The 19,357-nt window shown below is 55.9% G+C and carries 19 protein-coding genes and 2 tRNA genes; 8 read left to right on the forward strand and 13 right to left on the reverse strand.

The genetic code is table 11. The features are described 5' to 3' along the window. Nucleotides 1-140: 140 nt before the first annotated feature. Nucleotides 141-216: transfer RNA gene (locus tag PHD76_10205), tRNA-Glu, on the reverse strand. Between the two features lie 143 nt (nt 217-359). On the opposite strand from PHD76_10205, the gene PHD76_10210 reads away from it, so the two are divergent. Then, nucleotides 360-554, forward strand: coding sequence for a hypothetical protein (locus tag PHD76_10210; protein MDD5262206.1), 195 nt, complete (start codon nt 360-362; stop codon nt 552-554). Between the two features lie 317 nt (nt 555-871). On the opposite strand, the gene cysC is transcribed toward PHD76_10210, so the two are convergent. Continuing rightward, the gene (gene cysC, locus PHD76_10215; GenBank protein MDD5262207.1) at nt 872-2,815 is read right to left on the reverse strand and encodes an adenylyl-sulfate kinase; all 1,944 of its coding nucleotides are present in this window, start codon (nt 2,813-2,815) and stop codon (nt 872-874) included. A 26-nt stretch (nt 2,816-2,841) separates the two neighbouring features. Continuing rightward, entirely contained in the window at nt 2,842-3,675 is an 834-nt protein-coding gene (locus tag PHD76_10220) for a sulfate adenylyltransferase subunit 2 (protein ID MDD5262208.1), read from the reverse strand. Between the two features lie 63 nt (nt 3,676-3,738). Here PHD76_10220 and PHD76_10225 point away from each other — a divergent pair, with 63 nt between their 5' ends. Then, nucleotides 3,739-4,506, forward strand: a complete 768-nt coding sequence (locus PHD76_10225) for a phosphoadenylyl-sulfate reductase (GenBank protein MDD5262209.1) — start codon at nt 3,739-3,741, stop codon at nt 4,504-4,506. Between the two features lie 209 nt (nt 4,507-4,715). After that, nucleotides 4,716-6,215, forward strand: a complete 1,500-nt coding sequence (locus PHD76_10230) for a nitronate monooxygenase (protein ID MDD5262210.1) — start codon at nt 4,716-4,718, stop codon at nt 6,213-6,215. On the opposite strand, the gene PHD76_10235 is transcribed toward PHD76_10230, so the two are convergent. From PHD76_10235 to PHD76_10245, 3 genes are read right to left on the reverse strand one after another with little or no spacing between them, the layout of a single operon-like run. Continuing rightward, nucleotides 6,184-8,142, reverse strand: coding sequence for an ABC transporter permease (locus PHD76_10235; GenBank protein ID MDD5262211.1), 1,959 nt, complete (start codon nt 8,140-8,142; stop codon nt 6,184-6,186). The genes PHD76_10230 and PHD76_10235 overlap by 32 nt on opposite strands. Before the next feature lie 35 nt (nt 8,143-8,177). Further along, entirely contained in the window at nt 8,178-9,158 is a 981-nt protein-coding gene (locus PHD76_10240) for an efflux RND transporter periplasmic adaptor subunit (GenBank protein MDD5262212.1), read from the reverse strand. After that, on the reverse strand, nt 9,155-10,468 hold the full coding sequence (locus tag PHD76_10245) for a TolC family protein (GenBank protein ID MDD5262213.1): 1,314 nt from the start codon (nt 10,466-10,468) through the stop codon (nt 9,155-9,157). The genes PHD76_10240 and PHD76_10245 overlap by 4 nt, the downstream gene beginning before the upstream one ends. Nucleotides 10,469-10,773: 305 nt before the next feature. On the opposite strand from PHD76_10245, the gene PHD76_10250 reads away from it, so the two are divergent. Continuing rightward, on the forward strand, nt 10,774-11,145 hold the full coding sequence (locus PHD76_10250; protein MDD5262214.1) for a hypothetical protein: 372 nt from the start codon (nt 10,774-10,776) through the stop codon (nt 11,143-11,145). Between the two features lie 94 nt (nt 11,146-11,239). Here PHD76_10250 and PHD76_10255 read toward each other — a convergent pair whose 3' ends face one another. The 7 genes from PHD76_10255 to holA all read right to left on the reverse strand — a co-directional run bounded on the left by PHD76_10255 (nt 11,240) and on the right by holA (nt 17,350). Beyond that, nucleotides 11,240-11,983 carry a sigma factor gene (locus PHD76_10255; protein ID MDD5262215.1) on the reverse strand — a complete coding sequence of 248 codons (744 nt, stop codon included), beginning with the start codon at nt 11,981-11,983 and terminating at the stop codon, nt 11,240-11,242. 328 nt (nt 11,984-12,311) lie between these two features. After that, nucleotides 12,312-12,797 carry a PH domain-containing protein gene (locus PHD76_10260; protein MDD5262216.1) on the reverse strand — a complete coding sequence of 162 codons (486 nt, stop codon included), beginning with the start codon at nt 12,795-12,797 and terminating at the stop codon, nt 12,312-12,314. Between the two features lie 159 nt (nt 12,798-12,956). Beyond that, complete coding sequence (locus tag PHD76_10265; protein ID MDD5262217.1) at nt 12,957-13,568, reverse strand: DUF4019 domain-containing protein; 612 nt, start codon at nt 13,566-13,568, stop codon at nt 12,957-12,959. A 119-nt stretch (nt 13,569-13,687) separates the two neighbouring features. Continuing rightward, nucleotides 13,688-14,797: an AAA family ATPase gene (locus PHD76_10270; GenBank protein MDD5262218.1), complete on the reverse strand. Its 1,110-nt coding sequence runs from the start codon at nt 14,795-14,797 to the stop codon at nt 13,688-13,690. Between the two features lie 18 nt (nt 14,798-14,815). Then, nucleotides 14,816-15,877 carry a phosphate acyltransferase gene (locus PHD76_10275; protein MDD5262219.1) on the reverse strand — a complete coding sequence of 354 codons (1,062 nt, stop codon included), beginning with the start codon at nt 15,875-15,877 and terminating at the stop codon, nt 14,816-14,818. A 21-nt stretch (nt 15,878-15,898) separates the two neighbouring features. Beyond that, the gene (locus tag PHD76_10280; protein ID MDD5262220.1) at nt 15,899-16,219 is read right to left on the reverse strand and encodes a rhodanese-like domain-containing protein; all 321 of its coding nucleotides are present in this window, start codon (nt 16,217-16,219) and stop codon (nt 15,899-15,901) included. 30 nt (nt 16,220-16,249) lie between these two features. Beyond that, entirely contained in the window at nt 16,250-17,350 is a 1,101-nt protein-coding gene (gene holA / locus PHD76_10285) for a DNA polymerase III subunit delta (GenBank protein MDD5262221.1), read from the reverse strand. A 15-nt stretch (nt 17,351-17,365) separates the two neighbouring features. On the opposite strand from holA, the gene PHD76_10290 reads away from it, so the two are divergent. The 4 genes from PHD76_10290 (at nt 17,366) to PHD76_10305 (ending at nt 19,285) form a co-directional block, all read left to right on the forward strand. Then, complete coding sequence (locus tag PHD76_10290; GenBank protein MDD5262222.1) at nt 17,366-17,851, forward strand: HIT domain-containing protein; 486 nt, start codon at nt 17,366-17,368, stop codon at nt 17,849-17,851. A gap of 174 nt (nt 17,852-18,025) precedes the next feature. After that, nucleotides 18,026-18,907, forward strand: a complete 882-nt coding sequence (gene hisG, locus PHD76_10295; GenBank protein MDD5262223.1) for an ATP phosphoribosyltransferase — start codon at nt 18,026-18,028, stop codon at nt 18,905-18,907. Between the two features lie 34 nt (nt 18,908-18,941). Next, on the forward strand, nt 18,942-19,046 hold the full coding sequence (locus PHD76_10300; protein ID MDD5262224.1) for an AURKAIP1/COX24 domain-containing protein: 105 nt from the start codon (nt 18,942-18,944) through the stop codon (nt 19,044-19,046). 165 nt (nt 19,047-19,211) lie between these two features. Continuing rightward, nucleotides 19,212-19,285 (forward strand) — tRNA-Arg (locus tag PHD76_10305). The last annotated feature ends 72 nt before the right edge of the window (nt 19,286-19,357 follow it).

Here is a 19,357-nt window from a genome sequence, read left to right on the forward strand (position 1 = left end):
AGACAAATAGCCTTCGAAAATGGGGAGCAAACTCATTGCGTAACCACTTTACAATCAAACAATTAACGCCTGTTTTCGGTTAATTTCGCATCTGGCCCGTTTGAGACAATTAGGACGCGAAGATTCACTCGCCGCAAAAGTGGCGACCCTAACGGGATTCGAACCCGTGTATCCACCGTGAGAGGGTGGTGTCCTGGGCCACTAGACGATAGGGTCGTGGCGACTCAGCATATTGCCGCTTCCCATTTGCCTGAAAAGCTCAATCTGAAAGAAACAGCGCTCAAAAACTTCAAATCCGGGAACTGGTACGAGGTTGAAAAACTCTTACCTTTACTGAAAAACCGTGATAGATTGCCTGTATGAAAACGGAAATCGTGGGAATTCCCGCAACCGTCCTCTCATCCGTCGAGACGCTGGACGAACTACAGGACTGGCTCACCGCGCAGAATGCTGAAGTTATCGCGGAATTGCGGTCGGCACGACGGGAGGACTTGACTGGCAAATTCAAACCTTGGAAACCCCGCCACCTGCCGTGTCCTACCAAGTCGAAATAGGCGACAAGGCCGACGCTCAACTCGCCAGGTTGGATGCCTCTATTGGCGAAAGCGTGGAGAGCAAAATTTAATGGCTCTCTGAAAATGCCGCTGGAATGGTACATCGTCGGCTTGTCGGAATGCCGAAGGATTTGGCTGGACTCTGCAAGCTCCGCGTTGGCGATTACCGTTTACTCTACTGGATTTATCCTGCAAAAAAGCTCGTCCGCATTTATCGCATCCAGCATCGTTCAGAAGTCTATCGTCAACTCTGAAGCTCACTCGCGATGCATATCGGAGTTGTGGTTCTTGGCTTGGGCGAGAGGATGCTGGAACCCCTAAATCTCCGGAGCAAAGCGCCCCAGCGGCGCCCCGTCCTTTTTCGAGGCATCCAGCACCAGTTGCAGAAGCTTTCCGACTGATTCCTCCTTCGTTTCCTCATCAGTCTTGAGCGTGAGATCCGGCTTTTCAGGCGCTTCATAGGGCGAATCGATCCCGGTAAAGCCCTTGATCTCGCCCGCTCTGGCCTTTTTATACAAATCTTTCGGGTCGCGCTGTTCGCAAACCTCCAGAGGCGCATTGACAAAGACCTCCACAAACGGAATCCCTGCGTTGTGGCAAATGTGGCGGACCATGTCGCGGTTTTCACGGAAGGGCGAAATCAGGGCGCTGATGACCACCAGCCCCGCCTCGGCCATCAAGCGGGCCACCTCGCCCGCCCGGCGGATGTTCTCAACACGGTCCTCACCGCTGAAACCCAGGTCGGAACAAAGCCCGTGGCGCAGGTTGTCGCCATCCAGGATAAAACTGGAGACGCCGCGCTGCAGCAGGCTGGACTCCATGGCGACCGCCAGAGTCGATTTTCCTGAGCCTGACAATCCTGTAAGCCAAATAACCGCGCCGCGATGGCCAAAATGCTCGGCACGGATCTCACGGTTCACCTCACCTGTCGTCCATGAAATATTCGAACTCTTCACCGCCGTGGCACCGGGTTGTATGTAGTCGGCGCTGTGAATAATGCCGCCGCCGCCGATCCGGTCATCCTGCAGCAGGATAAAACGGCCCGTCGAGGTGATGCGGTCCGCGTTGTCGAAGGCCAGGGGCTTGCGCGTGCGGATGACAACTTCAGCAGCCTCGTTCTTTTCAATCCGGTCGCGGTTTTCTCCCGCCAGTTCCAGGGTGGAGGAATCAATCACCCGATGGATTTTGACAAGCCGGGCTTCGACGCTCTGCGTGCCCAGTTTTAGCGTGTAGGGCTGGTTGACGTAGAGCGGCACGTCGTTCAACCAGAAAAGATTGGCCTGAAATTCCCGGCTCTCAACCAATTCCTGGCCTGCGAGGCTGCCTATCTGGCCGCGCTCGACAAAAATCTGCTCCTCAAGCGTGACCGCCACGGATTCACCGGCGAGCGCTTCCGTCTTCGGCGTTTTTGATCCCCAGGCCTCAAAACTTTTGATCCGGCTGCGCTTGCGGTCGGGCCAAAAAACAAGCTCATCCCCCACCTTCATGGCCCCGGTTTCCAGGCGTCCGGCCAGGATGCGCCGTTCATCAAAGCGGTAAATGTCCTGCAGAATAAAACGCGCCGGCAATCCGGTATCGGTCGAGGTGGCCTGGAACGAGTCCAGCGCCTGGAGGATGGATCGGCCCTTGAACCACGCCAGCTCCTCACACCCACCGATGATATTTTTTCCCAGCTTCGCCGAAATCGGGATGAAAAACAGAGGCTCCACATGGACTTTCCTGAGAAATTCACGGTATTCGGCCTCGATCCGCTCAAACACCCGCGGGCTGTAATCCACCAGGTCCATTTTGTTGACGATAACGGCGACCTGTTTGATTCCTAACAATGAAAGGAGATAGCCATGCCGCTTGGACTGTTCCTGCACCCCTTCGTTCGCGTCGATCAACAGCAGCGCCGCATCGGCATGGGCCGCCCCGGTGATCATGTTTTTCAGGAATTCCTTGTGCCCCGGGGCGTCAATGATGATGTAGCCGCGGCGGTCCGACCGGAACTGGATCTGTGTCGTGTCAATGGTGATGTTTTGCTCCTGCTCCTCCAGCAGCGCGTCGAGCAGAAACGCATATTCAAATTCCATCCCCTCGGCCTCGCACGCCTTGCGGATGCTCTCCACCTTGCCGTCAGGCAGCGAATGCGTGTCGTAAAACAAGCGCCCGATAAGCGTCGATTTGCCGTGGTCCACGTGGCCGACAATCACGATTTTGAGGCGTTCCTGCTCGGGCAGATCGGCAGGCGCGGCAGCGGGCTGTATGGTCGTGTGCATGGATGAGGTGCGGGTTGATAAACTGTTCACATGAATCCCTTCGCCCGGAGCTTTTGCATCGCGTTTCTCTCGTAGTGGTCCTGGGCGCGGCCGGCCCGTTCCGAGGTCTTGGTGTGTTTCAATTCCTCGATGATTTCATCAATGTTGGCGGCAGCGCTGGCGATGGGTTTTGTGATGGGCCAGCAGCCCAACGAACGGTACCGCTGCATTTTCCCATCCGCCTTGCGGGCAAAATACATCTGGGGTATCGGAATTTCCTCCCTTTTGATGTATTGCCAGATATCAACCTCGGTCCAATCGAGCAACGGCTGCACCCGGATATGTTCGCCGGGCTTGATTTGCGTCGTGAATTGGTTCCAGAATTCCGGAGGCTGGTCGCGGTAATCCCATTCAAACTCCACGTTGCGCGGTGAAAAATACCGTTCCTTGGCCCGGGTCGAATCCTCATCGCGCCGGATGCCTGTTATCAGGGCGTCCCATTTGTATTCGGCCATGGCCTGTTGCAAGGCCACGGTTTTCAACTCATGCGTCACCGTGACCGGGTCATGCGTTTCGTAACCAATGGATTCCTTATAGGGAGCCTTGCCCTGGCGGGCGTTTTCGTTGATCTTGACGATCAACTTGAGATCATACTCCTTTACGGCCCACTCCCGGAATTCCAGCATTTCCTGGAATTCATAGGTGGTATCGATGTGCAGCACAGGAAAGGGCACCTTGCCGCAGAAGGCCTTCTTGGCCAGCCAGATCAGGACGTTGGAGTCCTTGCCCATCGACCACGGCATGGCGGGACTCTTAAAAGCATGGTATGCTTCCCTGAAGATAAAAATACTTTGCGCTTCGAGCTTGTCTAAATGTGTCATAAGTTGATAGACTTAATGGGAATAGAAAAGAAAGCAGCTTGTTTTCAGTTTAGCAATAGAAAAATGAAGGCTACCCACACCTCAGAACCACCGAAGCAGGATCAATCCCCTCCTTCGGCCCAGAACATCGAAATCCTCAAGTCTGCCAATCTGGATCTCGCGCCCCTGACCGCGGAAGACCGGGTGGCTTGGGCTCTGGAAAAGTTCGGTGATCGCCTGGTGCTCAGTTCCAGCTTTGGCATCCAATCCGCCGTGATGCTGCATTTAACCACAAGGCTGGCCCCCGGGATCCCGGTCATCCTGATCGATACCGGCCATCTTTTCCCCGAAACCTACCGGTTTATTGATGAGCTAACGAATCGCTTGAACCTTAATTTGAAGGTGTATCGTCCTCTCCATTCCCCCGCATGGCAGGAAGCCCGGCATGGAAAACTTTGGGAACAAGGGATCGAGGGCATCGAACGTTACAACCAAATCAACAAGGTCGAACCCATGCAGCGCGCGCTGAATGAACTCAGCGCGGCGGCCTGGCTGGCTGGATTGCGACGGGAACAATCCACCAGCCGGCAAAAGCTCAATGCCGCCAATTTACAAAATGGCAGGCTCAAAATCCATCCGATCATCGACTGGAACAACAAGCGGGTGCATGAATATCTCAAAATACATGACCTGCCCTATCATCCTCTTTGGGAACAAGGTTATGTTTCGGTCGGTGATGTTCAGACCACGCGGAAATGGTCGGAAGGCATGAGCGAGGAGGAAACGCGGTTTTTCGGCCTCAAACGGGAATGCGGGCTGCATGAAGGCGTCACGGGCGACTTTTCAATCTAAAGGTCTATGCCGTTCACCTTAATATCATTTGCATCCGCCTACCCTTCGTGTGTAGAATCACCCCTTTGGCAAGGTCCCTTCGGACCCGCTAGAGGAAGCAAAAACGAACAGTTACAGGTATAAGTTATCCATGACCCCCTCTCTAGCCAGCTTCTATCCATGTCCTACCCCGGCTATTCGGTTGTGCCTGGGTTAATATCCGCTGGAATATGAACTTGAAAAATACGATCTTCCCCCAAGTGATTCAAGGGGGCATGGGTGTGGGCGTTTCAGGATGGCGCCTGGCTCGCGCAGTTTCCATGACCGGGCAATTGGGCGTTGTTTCCGGGACCGCCTTGGATGTCGTGTTGGCGCGCGAACTGCAGTTGGGAGACCCGGACGGCAATTTACGCCATGCCCTTGATGCCTTCCCCTTCCCTGAAATCGCGGAACGCGTGCTCAAGCGGTTCTACATTCCCGAAGGCAAGGATGCAGTCGCCGCCTTTCGCAACACTCCGGTTCACAACGCTGAATCTCCTCACTCCCTCCTGGAACTCACCATTGTCGCCGCTTTCGCCCAGATTTTTCTCGCCAAGGAAGGGCATGAAAATCCCGTGGGATTGAATCTCCTGGAAAAAATCCAGATCCCGACCCTGCCCTCCTTGTTCGGCGCGATGCTGGCAGGAGTCGATTACGTGCTGATGGGCGCCGGCATCCCCCGCCAGATCCCGGGCATTCTGGACAAATTTTCCGAAGGGCAGGCCGCCGAGCTCAAATTGGATGTGGCCGGGGCGGCACCTGACGATCCTGTAGTAACTAAATTGAACCCTGCCGATTTTTGCGGCAATCCGCCCCCGGTTTTGAAGCGTCCCAGGTTCCTGGCCATAGTCTCCTCTGCGGTCCTGGCCCTCAACCTGAAGCGCAAGGCAAGCGGGAACATCGACGGTTTTGTCGTCGAAGGCGCCACTGCGGGAGGCCACAACGCTCCGCCTCGGGGCCCGATGCAACTCACCGACGCCGGTGAACCGGTCTATGGCCCCAAGGACCTTCCTGACTTGGAAAAATTCAGGGAGCTGGGCCTTCCCTTCTGGCTGGCGGGCGGCTACGGACGCCCAGGCAAGCTGCAGGAGGCGCTCAAACAAGGCGCCGCAGGCATCCAGGTGGGTACCGCCTTCGCATTTTGCCGGGAATCCGGTTTGACGCCCGAACTGAAAACCTCGGTGCTCCGCCAGGTCAGGGAGGGCAAACTCAGAGTATTTACGGACCCTTGCGCGTCCCCCACGGGCTTCCCCTTCAAGCTTGTGCAATTGTCAGGCACGCTATCGGATGAAAAACTTTCCCAGGAACGCCCCCGCCTTTGCGACCTCGGCTTCCTCCGCCATCTCTACCGCCGCGAAAACGGGAGCATTGGCTACCGTTGCCCGAGCGAACCCATCCATGACTACATCAGGAAAGGCGGCGTTGCGGATGAAACGCGCAACCGGAAATGCATCTGCAACGGGCTGCTGGCATCCATCGGACTCGGCCAGGCCCGGGGGCCCGGCAATGTCGAACTCCCTGTCGTGACCGCCGGGGATGACGCCGCCCTTCTCTCACAATTTTTGCCTGACGGGCAGGAAAGCTACTCCGCCGCTGAAGTTGTCAACCGACTGTTAGCAGACAGTGCGCAGGCGGATCCCCGGAAAACCGAGCCCTATATTATTCATACCGCAGCGCCTCAATCGGCTTGAGCGCGGCCGCCTTCTGCGCCGGCCACAAGCCGAAAATCACCCCAATGCTGGCGGATGAAAAAGTCGCCAGCAGCACCGCCCACCACGTCACCGGCATGGCAAAGCCAAAGAACTCCGAACAAATCACTGACGCCAAGGATCCCAGAATGACTCCGATCACACCGCCGCCCAGGCTGACAATCAGGGCTTCAATCAGGAACTGGCCGAGAATGTCGCTGCGCTTGGCGCCAACCGCCTTGCGCAGGCCGATCTCCCGCGTCCGTTCCGTCACCGAAACCAGCATGATATTCATGATGCCGATGCCGCCAACGATCAATGAAATGGCCGCAATGGCCCCCAGCAGATAGGAAAGGACATCGGCGACCTGCGCAAAGGCCTGCTGGATCATGGCATAATTATCGACGCGGAACAGCCCGAGGGTGTGCTGCGAGAGCGGCGGCGAATGCAGCCGGTTGATCAAATTCTGCACGTCATCCTGCGCGGCAAGGATCTGGTTGGCGTCGGTGATATGCATATCAATCTGATCCACGTATGTTTTTCCCATGACCCGGTGCATGGCCGTGGACAGGGGAATCAGGATGACATCGTCCTCGTCCCGGGGGCCGTTCGCGCCCTTAGCCGGCAAAATGCCGATGACCTGGAAAATCACCTTGTTGATTTTGATATACTCGCCGATTGGATTTTGATCGGCAAAAAGCCCGCGCACGACCGTCGGCCCCAGCACGGCCACACGGGCCCGCTCGCGCTCCTCACGGTCGCTGAAGAAGCGCCCCGCCACCGGCGTATCGGCATGAATCGTCATGAAATCAGCAGTGGAACCGTCCACCTCGGTATTGACATTCTGGTCCTCGAACGTGACCTGGACGCGGGATCGAACAACAGGCGCCACGGTGTCCACCGCCGGAATGTTGTCCTTGATGATCTGGGCATCCTCAATCGACAGGCGGGTGACAGCGCCGGCCTGCAAGGCCACGCCCGCTGCAAGACGAGGCGCGGGCCGGAGCACCAAAAGATTGGAGCCCAGCGATGCAATGGTGGATTGAATGGACTGCTGTGCGCCCACCCCCAGTGCCAGCGCGCCGATGACCGCCGCAACTCCAATAATGATGCCCAGAGTGGACAAAACAGTACGCATCTTGCTGGCCTGAAGGGCGCGCAAGGCCTGATGGACATGAGATAAAAATTCCAGGAAAATAAAGTGCCGGTTCGAAAACCATCGGTTGATGGCGGACGCTTGAACTTCGGTCTTTGCGGCCGGGGGCGTTTTTTTTGAAACCCGGAGCGGGCTGGAATCCTTTGTTTCATCGCTCTGCACGACGCCGTCCCTCATGCGGATGATCCGGCGCGCATGTTCCGCAATATCGGGTTCGTGAGTCACCAGAACAATCGTGATGCCCTGCTCGTTCAAAGCGCCGAGGATGCCCATGATCTCGTCGCCGCTGGCCGAATCCAGATTTCCAGTGGGCTCATCTGCGAATAAAATGTTAGGCCTGTTGACCAGCGCCCGGGCGATGGCCACGCGCTGTTGCTGGCCGCCCGAAAGTTCATTCGGCTTGTGGTCGAGCCGGGTTCCGAGCCCCACGTTCTTCAGCAACGCCTCGGGATCATCCCCGGCGGCCCCTCCGTTCTTCCGGTAAATCAGCGGCAGCGCCACATTGTCGTACGCGGACGTGCGCGCCAGAAGGTTGAATTGCTGGAAAACAAACCCGATTTGATCGGAACGTTGCCGGGATAATTCATCCTCGCTGAGCCCGGCCACCTCATTCCCAAGCAGCTTGTAGGAACCCGAGTCGGGAGTATCGAGCAGGCCCAGGATGTGCATCATCGTGGATTTCCCGGACCCGGAAGGCCCCATGATCGCCACAAACTCGCCCTGCTTGATCTTGAGGGAAACGTCCCGCAACGCATGGATCAGCGTGTCCCCCATGCGGTACGTTTTTGTAATGTGGGACAACTCAATCATCAGCGCGGCGTGGTGGAGGGCGGGTTCGGATTGCGCTTCACTGTCGGCACCAACGGGTTTCCTTTCGAGGCGGACCCAGCCCCGGATAATTGGAATTTGGGCATCAACACCGTGTCGCCTTCCTTCAATCCCGATAGGATCTCGGTTTTTTTGCCGTCGCTGATCCCGACTTCAATCTGCCTGGACACTGCCTGGCCGTCATGGTCCGGGTCCTGGACAAGGACAAAGCTTTTGCTTTTGTACTGCCGGATCGTCGCTGCGGGTACAAACAAGGCGTCTTTCTTTTCCGCCACAAGAAACTTGGCAACAGCCGTCATGCCGCTGCGGATGAAATCAGGCACTTTATCCGGAAGCACATCCACTTCATAGGTCGTGACACTGTTCACGATGGCGGCATTGAAGGCAATCCGTTCCACAGCGCCTGTAAACTGCACATCCGGATATGCGTCCACGGCCAATTCAACGCGTTGTAGAAGTTTTATTTTGGCCAGATCCGTCTCATCAACGATGGCGGCCACAATCAAATGGTCCGACATGCTGAAAACCACATCGGAGGAAGTCACCACCTGGCCCGGATTCAAATTTTTTGAAATGATGGTCCCGTCCAGTGGAGCAATCAGGGCGGCTGGCTTGTAATAGTCCTCCCAGTGCGCGAGTTCGTCCGCGCCCTTGGTTCGCGCGGCGTCCAGCAACACCGCGCGGTCCGTCGAACTCATCCAGGCCAGAACCTGCCCTTTTTTGACTGCGTCGCCAATTTGCACCAGCACACTGTCAGCCCTGCCGTTGATGGGCGGCTTGATATCGAGCTTGTTCTCAGGTTGCACGGTGCCGTTTGACAAAACCTGGCTCCGGATCTCACCCCGCTGCACGGGATATGAGTCGTAAGACGAATTCTTAGGCTTGCACCCGTGGCAAAGCAACGCGAGTAGAACAAGAGGCAAAGGGCCGGTCAGCGGCCGTATCAGAATTTTTATTTTCATGGTATGTCTCCGGATCCTTGCGCCAGTTCCCAGTTGGCCTCGGCTATGACCGCATCCCGCCGGGTTTGCAACTCGGTTTTCTGTATGCTGATCAGGCTGTTTTGAATCTGGTCGTAATCCTGAAAGGAAGCCAGCCCGTTGGCGTACAATCCTTCCGCGATTTCCGCCCGCACCTGGTTTGCTTTCAACAGTTGCTGGTTGACCTCCACCACCTCAATGGAATTGAGCAGGGCGTTGTAGGTCTGCTCCAGCGTGAAAACAATCTGGTCGTCCGAACTCTGCCGATTCGCCAGCGATTGCCGGTATCGCGCCGACGCCGAGCGGACATCAAAATAGTTCAGCCCTCCATCGAAAATCGGCAAAGACACGTTAAGCCCCGCCTCCCAACCCTCACTTCTCGGCAGGACCGTATGCCCCTGCTTGAAGGCCGAGCCCGTAACGCTCACGGTAGGCATAAACTCGCTGCGCGCAATCGTGATCCCGGCCTTGGCGGCTGCGACATTCATATCGCTTTGAAGATGGATCGGCGTGCCGGCGGCCATGTCAAGATAATCCGGTTCCTTCGCGGGCGGCTTTTTGGTTTTCAGTTCCCCGGTCACATGAATGTCGATTGCCGTGATTCGTCCCAGTACCTGGGCAAGCTGGCGTTGCGAAACCTTGATGTTGCGCCTGGCCTGTGATTCTTCATAAAGCGCCTGCCGGTAATTTGCCGCCGTCAGGAGATAGGATCCCTTGTCTTCCTGCCCACCCTCGTATTTTAGCTCCACCTGTTGGGCTTCCTGTTTTCGGGCGGCCGCAATATGCTCGGCCAGTTTCAACTGCTCCTGCGCATACAAAAGCTGCGCAAAAGCGGTTTTTAGCGAAAAATGGACCGTGGACTTTTCAATCGCCTCTCCCATCAACGATACCTGGTAGTTGGCCGAGGATTGGTCGATTTGGCCGTTGGTTTTAAAACCGTCGAAAATCATCTGATCGACGTTCAATTGCGCGGAGTATTGGTGGGTGGTGGTGGTGCTGGAAAATGAGCTCTCTCGGTTAATGGTGTGCGTGTCCGTACCGTTGGCGCTGGCCGAAATCTGTGGAAACAGGCTGCTGAAACTGCCCTTGAACTGGGCTTGGAAATTAATCACATTTTCACGCGCACCCCTCAGATCGGGATTGTTTTCCGCAGCCTCTTTCACACACCGTTCCCAATCCAGTTCGCGCGGAAGATGCGACTCCTCGGCAGCCAACCCGGATATCAGGTACGGAGTCAGTGACAACAAAGCGAAACAAGCCGTGGTTGTGGCAATTCTTTGAGTAAAACCCATAATCTTGCAGCAAAATGGCAACAGAAAAATCAGCTTCCCCTCCATGGGAAACCAAGGATTTGAGCATTCCTCCCCGCTCATGCCAACAATAAATAAAAGCAGCCTGTTACAGGGTAGATAACCCTGGCTGAGTCAAAAAGTTGCGGATTTTCACAAAGAGACCGTGAAGAGCACAGGTTTACAGGAAGAACGCGAAGAAACGCAAAGAAAAGACAGTTTATCCGGAGATAAAGACAGATTCACATTTGGCTCGCTGCTTTCCCCCGCATCGCCATCATGAATCGAACCCGGAAAGAACCCCCCACATGAAAATTGCATCCCTCATCTGTGTCGGCATCCTTGCCGCGTTTGCAACAGCACAGGCAGCCGAACCTCCTTCCGACGCGCAGGCCGCGTCAAACAAATTGCTCTCGGCTCTTGTTTCAAGCGATTACGCAGCATTTGTTGCCGACGGCGACACCGCATTCAAAGGACTTAAGAAGGAAATGTTTGATTCCGTGGCAGCCCAACTCGCTCCGCGATTCAAAGCGGGCTATGAGGCCGTTTATCTTGGAGAGATGAAACAGAAGGGATACCAGGTCACGTTGTGGAAACTCAGCTTTAAGGACGGCGGCGACGATGCCCTCGCCACCCTCAGCCTCAAAAACGCAAAAATCGGCGGCTACTGGATCCGATAAAACGTTTTTCCTACCGTCTTTTGCGCCTTTTTGCGGCCAACTCGTTCCTTTGATTCTCAAAATCTGTGTCAATCTGTGAAAACCTGCCCATCTGTCACGACGCAAATGCTCCGAACAGCGACCGCAGTTCCTCCTCCACCTGCGACGGATCGGAAAGGGTTTGTGCGATCTCATCCCGCAACAATATCCGGTACCGCTTGCGCAGACGATGTGCCGCCACACGCAACGCGCCTTCGTCCTGGCCGAGTTGCAACGCCGCCTGTTTGTATGACTCCCCGCTTGTCCCGGCGCTGAGAAAGCCTTTAAGTTCCGCAAACTGTTTTCCCCTCCCTTCCGCCTCGCATTCCTCTTGCAGGCGATTAATGACCTTCCCCAGCAATGCCACGGCCCATTCCCGGTCGAAGATTTTTTCCGGACTCGATTCGTTGGAAGCGGCCACCTGAAACTTTGTGTCCGCCGTTTGCCAGTCCAGGGAAAAATGCGCCGCCCCTCCGCCGCGCTTCTGGCGCTGCGATTTGTCCCATTCGTTCGCAAGAAAATGTTTCAGCGACGCCAGCAGGAATGCGCGGAAGCGCCCGCGCTCGGCGCTCAAGCCTTCGAGATAATTTTTTTCCAGGAACCGCGCAAAAAAATCCTGCGTCAAATCCTCGGCCTCCTCCTTCGTGTGGCCGCGTCGCCGGACATACGCGTAAAGCGGGAACCAATACGTAGCACACAATTGCTCCAACGCAGCCCGCGCCTGCGTGTCCGATCTGCGCCCGGCTGCAAGCACAACCGTCCAGCGCGTCGTGACAAAGATGTCGCCCGGCGCCGGAGTGGAGTATATTAAACTTGTCATTCTAAGAACACATTTTAAACCATGAAAGACAGGAAAATTACGAACGGAAACCGAACCACGGATGCACGCGGATAAACACGGATTAGATAGCAAGGCTTCACGCAAAGGAAGCAGCGCGATGAAAGACGTATCATCCTGGACATAAGACTTAAAACATGAATATCCCCCTGACAAGGGGGAAGCAAAGGAGGTTTTGTTAGTCTCAAAATGTGCAAGAGCGTCTTGGGTTTTAAGCTCCAATTTTTCATCCGTGTTTATCCGTGTCCACCTGCTCGCGACGGATGTCGGAGTCCGTGGTTCAATCCAAATTTAAGTCATACTTGGAGGCTCATCCCATCAGTGCGCGGACAAATTCCTCCGGCTCCCCGGGCGATACGACGATCGTCCGCCGTTCATAATGCAGCACGACAGTCCGGCGGTGGTCGGTGACGAAAGCACGGTAGGACTTCAACGTTTTGTTCCAATAAAACCCGGTGAAGGAAAAGAAGCCTCCATTCCCGCAGGTACGGATGCTTTTGCACATGATGCCCGGCTCGAAGGTTGCGGATTTCAATCCCGCGCGCGGCAAACGTGTTGACCAGAACAATCGATGCACAAGGATCGCATCCGCTGTGATGGCATATCCGCGCACGATCGATAATGCACAGATGGGCACGAGCAACAGCGGCAGCCAGCGCAACCATAACACAATCTCGCTCCCGTGTTTTGGCAAAGGGAGAAACGCAAGCCAAACTACAAGCCCCAGAATCAAGAGCGTGGCCAGTGTGGACATGACAATGAGCAGGGTGCTCCAGGGAGCTTTGTAGGTTTTCATAAGCTAGTGATTTTAATGTGCTTCGTGTAATAAGTCGCAAGTCCAATTCTATTTTTGCGTTTCTTGCGCATTTTCGCGGCCACTCTAAATTTCGTGTCCTACGCGGTTATTTTTTGCTCTCTGTTCGCACTCCAAACCAATCCGTAAGGGTGGGAATCTTCACTTGATGAAATACCCCACAGCACGCCAATGCCCATCTTTTTCCAACATGAACGTGACAGTCTCCACCGCGCTTTTCTTTGCAGAAAACGAAGTATCGAACTGCATCACAACATACTCGCCATCCGGCGCGCCTGGAAGCGACTTGGCTGCCTGCGCCTTCAGCAGCTTGCGCGAATTCGCCTCGCCAAGCGGCTTGCGGTAAGTGTTCATGGCAGATGTCCAGCCTGGCTCCGTCACCGCGGCTTTGAAATAGACTGAGGCTTCCTGCCAACTGTGCGCGTAGTCTTTTCGATCCACCGCGACCAACCAACCCTGCGCGTCGCCAACCACTTGGTTTTCTACGCTTCGACCTCGACTAAGCGAGAGCATCCGGCTCTCCTTGTAACCTGCCAGTTCCCATACGGAATCAGGTCGTGCTATTTCGCAAATTTTGCAGAGCGCTTCCAGCGCCGAAATGTCCACCAGTTCGCCCAGGGTATCCCCTGCCGCCCCCAGTTTGAGCAGGCAGGCCGGACAAAGCCCGGCAAGCGCGCCCGATTGCAGGGGCGTGCCGCATTCGGGGCATTTGCGGACATCTTCGGGAGCTGGAGGAGGGTTTATGTCGGTCATACTAGGCTCAGAAGCAAATCCGGAAAGATGTTACACGTAATTTTTGGATAACCAACGAGCATTGACCCGCGCAACACACGAAAATCCCTCCATCAAAAATAATCCGCGCCGTGCGAGGATTAAGACATTTTCGCCGCGCTGATGATCGCATCCAGATTAACGCTCTCCTCGATCAACTGCTGGATCAGCCCGATTTTCTCGCCATCCCCGGGCTCGGTTTTCACGGTCATCCGGTTGATTTTGCTGGCCACTTCATAACTCTCGTGAGGCACGGAGATAAACGGGATGTTGCGTGTTTGCATGATCTTCACTAGGCCGGGCTGCGGCAGCATCCCGTGCGTGAGCACCACGCCGGCCACCTGGGAAATTCCGCCTTCCGTGATCGCGCCCAGCACCGCAAGGATCATGTCCTCGCGGTCGCCCGCGGTGATAATCAGGCTGCCGGGCTCAAAATAAACCTCGGCATTGCGCGATGTGGTGATTGCGATGGCCACGCGGCTGACACGGCGGCGCTTGGCCTTTTCACCGGCGATAAATTTGCCTTTGAGCTCCTCGCAAACCTGGTTGACCGTGGGCTGGCGCAGGGTGTTGTTCAAAGGCACAATACCTAACAAAGGCAGGCCGAGCTTGGCCAGGCCCTTTTCCGCATACGGCCACAGGTCGGCGATACGATCGGGGATCACCTTGTTCATGATCGCGCCGATCACCGGCACCTTGAATTTTCGGAACAGCGCGAGATTCAGCGCGATTTCGTCTATCGGCCTGCCCACGCCGCCCTGGCTGACAATGATCGCCTTGCTTTTCAAAAGCGCCGACACCTGAGCGTTTGACATATCGAAGACACTGCCCACCCCGGCATGCCCCGATCCCTCGATCACGACAAAGTCCTGCTCCCATGCGGCGCGGTTGAAGGCGTTTTCAACCCGGCTCTTGAGCTCCTCCGGATCGCCTGCATCCAGGTATTGGCGGGTGAAATGGGGGTCCACCGCTATCGGGCTCATCGCCTCCAGCGGCAGGCCGGGCTGGTAGGTGTCGTTGATCAGCACCGTGTCTTCATCGACCTTCAGTCCATCAACTTCAACATAGCGCTGGCCTATCGGTTTGATATAGCCAACTTTCCCGAAACGCTTGCGCAAGCCGGCGACCAGGCCAAGCGCCGTCGTGGTTTTACCGTCGTTCTGGCGTGTGGCCGCGACGAAAATCCGCGGTGTGATTTCGTTTGTCAGCATGGACGCAACCTCACCGGGTTACTCCGCGGGGTGCCAGGCATCGTGGTCCTGCTCGGGATACAGCTTCCGGTATTCAATGGCCTGCAAGGCCACAAGCGCCGCCACACCCAGGATATCATAGGCCGCCGCTCCGCGTGAAAGCTCGGCCGCAGGTTTGGAAAGCCCCAGCAAAATCTGGCCATAGGCCGTCGCTTTCGACAGCCGTTGCACCAGTTTGACCGAAATATTCCCGGAGTTCAGGTCGGGAAATATCAAAACATTCGCCTTGCCGGCCACCATGCTGCCAGGGGCCTTCAACGCCGCGATCTCCGGCAACAATGCCGCATCCACCTGCAGCTCCCCGTCGATCTCAGCCTTCAGCCCCTGATCGCGCGCTTTCTGCCGGGCCAGCGCGGTGGCGGCAATGATCTTTTCCGTGTCCTGGGTCTGGGCGCTGCCTTTGGTGGAATAGGAAAGCATGGCCACCCGCGGCACTTCACCCGTCAACTGGCGGCGCAGCCGCGCTGTTTCAACCGCAATGTCGGATAGTTGCTCCACTGTCGGGTTGGGGATCACTCCGGCGTCCGCAAAAAACATGACTCCATCGTCGCCATAGGCACAGTCGGGTATGTCCAGGATCATGCAACTGGAAATGGTTTTGACTCCGGGCAGCGGTTTGATCAGTTGGAACAGGGGCCGCAGGATGTTGCCGGAAAACTCGCTCGCGCCAGCGACCAGCCCGTCGCACTGGCCGTTTTGCAGCATCATGGCCGCGAAATAATTGGGGTTGGTCAGGATCTTGGCCGCCTCGGAATCCTTGATGCCGCGGTAACGCTGGAGCGACTCCAGCCGCCGGACAAAAAGAGGCAGGTCCGCCGCCGTCTCGGGATCAATGACCAGAATATGGTGGAGGGAAATTCCCCTGGAGGCCGCCAGGCTCTCAACAGCCTCCTTTTTGCCAAGCACAACCGCGGGGCCCAATCTTAAATGCACATATTCGGAGGCCGCCTGCAAAACACGGGCGTCGTTGCCTTCCGGGAACACAATCCGCTTCGGATGGCGCCGCAATTTTTCGTAAATTGATTCGATGAACTTTGACATACGCAAATCTTTATAAAGAGGCTAATACCGTTTTACACCCGTATCCACTTCAACTGACCACGCATCAATGCCGCCTTGCAGATGGCGAACCTGCTGATACCCGCTTTTGAGTAAAAAAACGCCCGCCCGTTCCGAACGGACGCCATGGTGGCAGTATAAAATGATGTCCTCCTCTTTGCCGATTTCGTCGAGCACTCTTGATGCAAACTCCGATAATGGAATAAGTTCAGCATTCGGCAAGCGGCAAATTTCCCACTCGTCGCGCTCCCGTACATCGATCAGGCGCGGCCTTTTTTCAGGCTTCAACAATTCCGCCAGCGCGGATGGAGTCAGGGCTGTCATGGCTTTTTAGAAGCAGGTAAGGCATCCGGGTTAGATCTGGCATATCCTCAAAATAGCCGTCTCCAGTAATTTTTCAGGATCTGTCGCGGAGGACACCATCCGTAAATTCGTCTGGTACAACACATCCAGGGCCTCAAACCATTTCTGCGGCGGCTTCCGGCGCGCCTGCTCCACAATCCGCGCAATCCGGAACGGCTTGGGCTTTTCCCCCTTTTTGTTCACCGGCAAAAAATCGATGCCTTCCTGGGTCAAATCCGCATTCAGGAAAGTACCGCTGCGCGAAAGTCGCAAACGCCTGGTCTCGAGCAAATGTGTGCCCAGCGCCGCAAGCCGCACCTGGCCGGCCAGCAGGATCAGAATGCCGACCTCCGACTCATTCTGCGCCAGCAACTGGCGCAACATGTGAACGGACTCAGCGGAGTCGCCGGCAATCACCGCATCCAACAAGTCCCAAACCATCAATTCCCGATTGCCCGAGACCACCTGTTTCAAATCTTCCTCGCTGATGTCTCCATGCGGATGCGCGAAGAGCGAAAGTTTTTCAACCTCGCTGTGCAAGGCGCGGCGGTCATTCCCCACCACCTCGAACATCCGCTCCACCACTCCGGGACCCGGTTTCAATCCGGCCTGGATCATCAGCTTCTCGATTTCACCCATCCAGGCTTCTTCGGCCCGCGCGCCCTGGATCTCCGGCAAATTGAACAGCTCGACCATGCCCAGTTTCTCGAACGATTTGTAAAACGCCTTTCGCCGGTCAATCGATACGGCTGTCATCACCAATTGTACGCTCGACGGTGGAAGCTTGCCGATCAGTTCTGTCAGCCGCAGCAACCGCGAAATCACCGCCTCGCTGTTGGCGGTCACACTGTCGGCCAGAAAATTGCAATTTTTGAAAAAGACCAGTTTCGAATCCGCAAGAAATGGCAGGGTCAAAAGGGATTCGACGAGCGAATCCAACTGCCTGCAGGCCTGGTCCACGGAATCGACTTGTCCGTCGATGGTCTCCAGGTTCATCGGGTCTTCCGGCGCGAGTTCCCGCAAGAGGCTCTGGCCGCGCTCCTTGACAGAAAATTCATCGGAACCGGCAACCAGAATATGCTTCGCTTTCAGCTTGCTCTCCGTTTTGGCCATAGGTCTAATGCGCCTATGGAACACCTTTGGGCCCCCTGGCGCAATAGTTATGTCACCGCCGACAAAAAAACCTCGGCAACTGTGTTTTACGACATCGGCCAGTCCTCCAATGACGCTGAAAACTTTGTCATCTGCCGCAGCAAAACGGTTTATGTGGTTCTCAACCGCTTCCCTTATAATACGGCGCATTCGCTGGTCATTCCCTACCGCATGGTGGCCGACTTAAGCGATCTCACAGAACCGGAAGGCGCCGACCTCTGGGATCTGGTCCGGAGGACTGTCGCTTCCATCCGCTCGGTCTATAATCCGCACGGCTTTAATATTGGCATCAACCTGGGCGAAAGCGCGGGAGCGGGCCTGCCGGATCATTTGCATGTCCACGTGGTCCCGCGTTGGAAGGGCGACACCAATTTCATGGCCACGACCGCCGAGACCCGGATTCATCCGTCGGACCTGCCCTCGGTTTACCAGCATCTGAAAGCGGCATTTGAAAAAAACTGAACTGCTGAACCACGGATGAACGCGGATCAACACGGATTCAGCGCAAAATCGATTTCAAATCTCAAAATTTCAAATCAAAGCCGGCATCCATCCCCCTGACAAGGGGGAAGTCAAGGGGGTTTTGCCAACTTCATTCTTTACATCGGGTGCGTGTGCTTTCAGCATTTCTTCCCCATGAAAACCAGAAAGCCACTGCGAATCGGCCTGCCCACGGGCAGCCTGCAGGAAGCCACGCTTGAGCTGTTCAAGCGCGCCGGCTTTTGCATCCGCGTCTCCAGCCGGTCGTACAAACCGTCCATCGACGACCCGGAGTTGGAAGTCCGACTGCTCCGCGCGCAGGAAATCGCCCGCTATGTCGATGAAGGGTTTCTCGATCTGGGAATCACCGGACGCGATTGGGTTGCCGAAAACCGCGCGAAGGTGAAAGTGGTCCAGAATCTTGCCTTCAGTAAAGCAACCAAGTCGCCTGCCCGCTGGGTTCTGGTCGTGCCGGAAGAATCCAAAATCACCAAACCCGCACATCTCAAGGGGAAACGCATTGCGACCGAAGCGGTCAACATCACCCGGGACTATCTCGCACGCCACAAGATCAAGGCTCATGTGGAATTTTCCTGGGGCGCAACCGAAGTGAAGGTGCCGGAATTGGTCGATGCCATTGTCGATATCACCGAGACCGGCTCCTCCCTGAAAGCCAACAAGCTGCGGATTGTGGATACCCTGATGGAATCCTATCCCCAACTCATTGCCAATCCCCGCGTGTACCGGGATTCGTGGAGTTGCGCAAAGACACAAAACCTCGCTCTGCTGCTCCAAGGCGCGCTGAATGCGCGGGACAAAGTCGGCCTGAAGATGAACCTGCCCTCCGGCAAGCTGGACAGCATTTTAAAACAGCTTCCGGCCCTGCGCAATCCCACCGTCTCGCCCCTGGCCGGACGGGACTGGGTGGCCATTGAAACGATCATCGATGAAGTCATAGTCCGTGAAATCATCCCGCGGCTGAAGGCCTTGGGCGCGGAGGGGATCATCGAATATCCGCTGAATAAGGTTGTCTATTAAAGAATATCGGCTTTAATCCGTTCCTTCCAAAATTATGGGTTCCATCAAAAAGAAGAGAAAAGAAAAGATCGCGAAACACAAACGCCGCAAGCGCCGCCGTCTGAACCGGCATAAGAAGCGTCTGCGCTACAAGTCTTAAGCGGTTTCGCGCCGGGCGAATGGGGAACCCCCTCGCCCGGCCATTCACACCGTCTGCACCAAAACTGGAGGGATGGCCTCTGTGCCGTCCCATTTGTTTTGATTCCACGTTCAAACTTCAGGCTCGTCGAAGCACGGCGCTTCGTTATGCTTTTTTGCCATCCAGGGTCCCGTAGCTCAGATGGATAGAGCAGAGGTTTCCTAAACCTTTGGTCGGCAGTTCGACTCTGCCCGGGACCATACCCCCATCGGCAATTTTAAGCTGCCATTGGCCTGATCCCCAACCCCGGTCACCCATTCGGTTTGCTCCGT

This window comes from Candidatus Methylacidiphilales bacterium (assembly GCA_028713655.1).
Taxonomy (GTDB): Bacteria; Verrucomicrobiota; Verrucomicrobiia; order Methylacidiphilales; family JAAUTS01; genus JAQTNW01.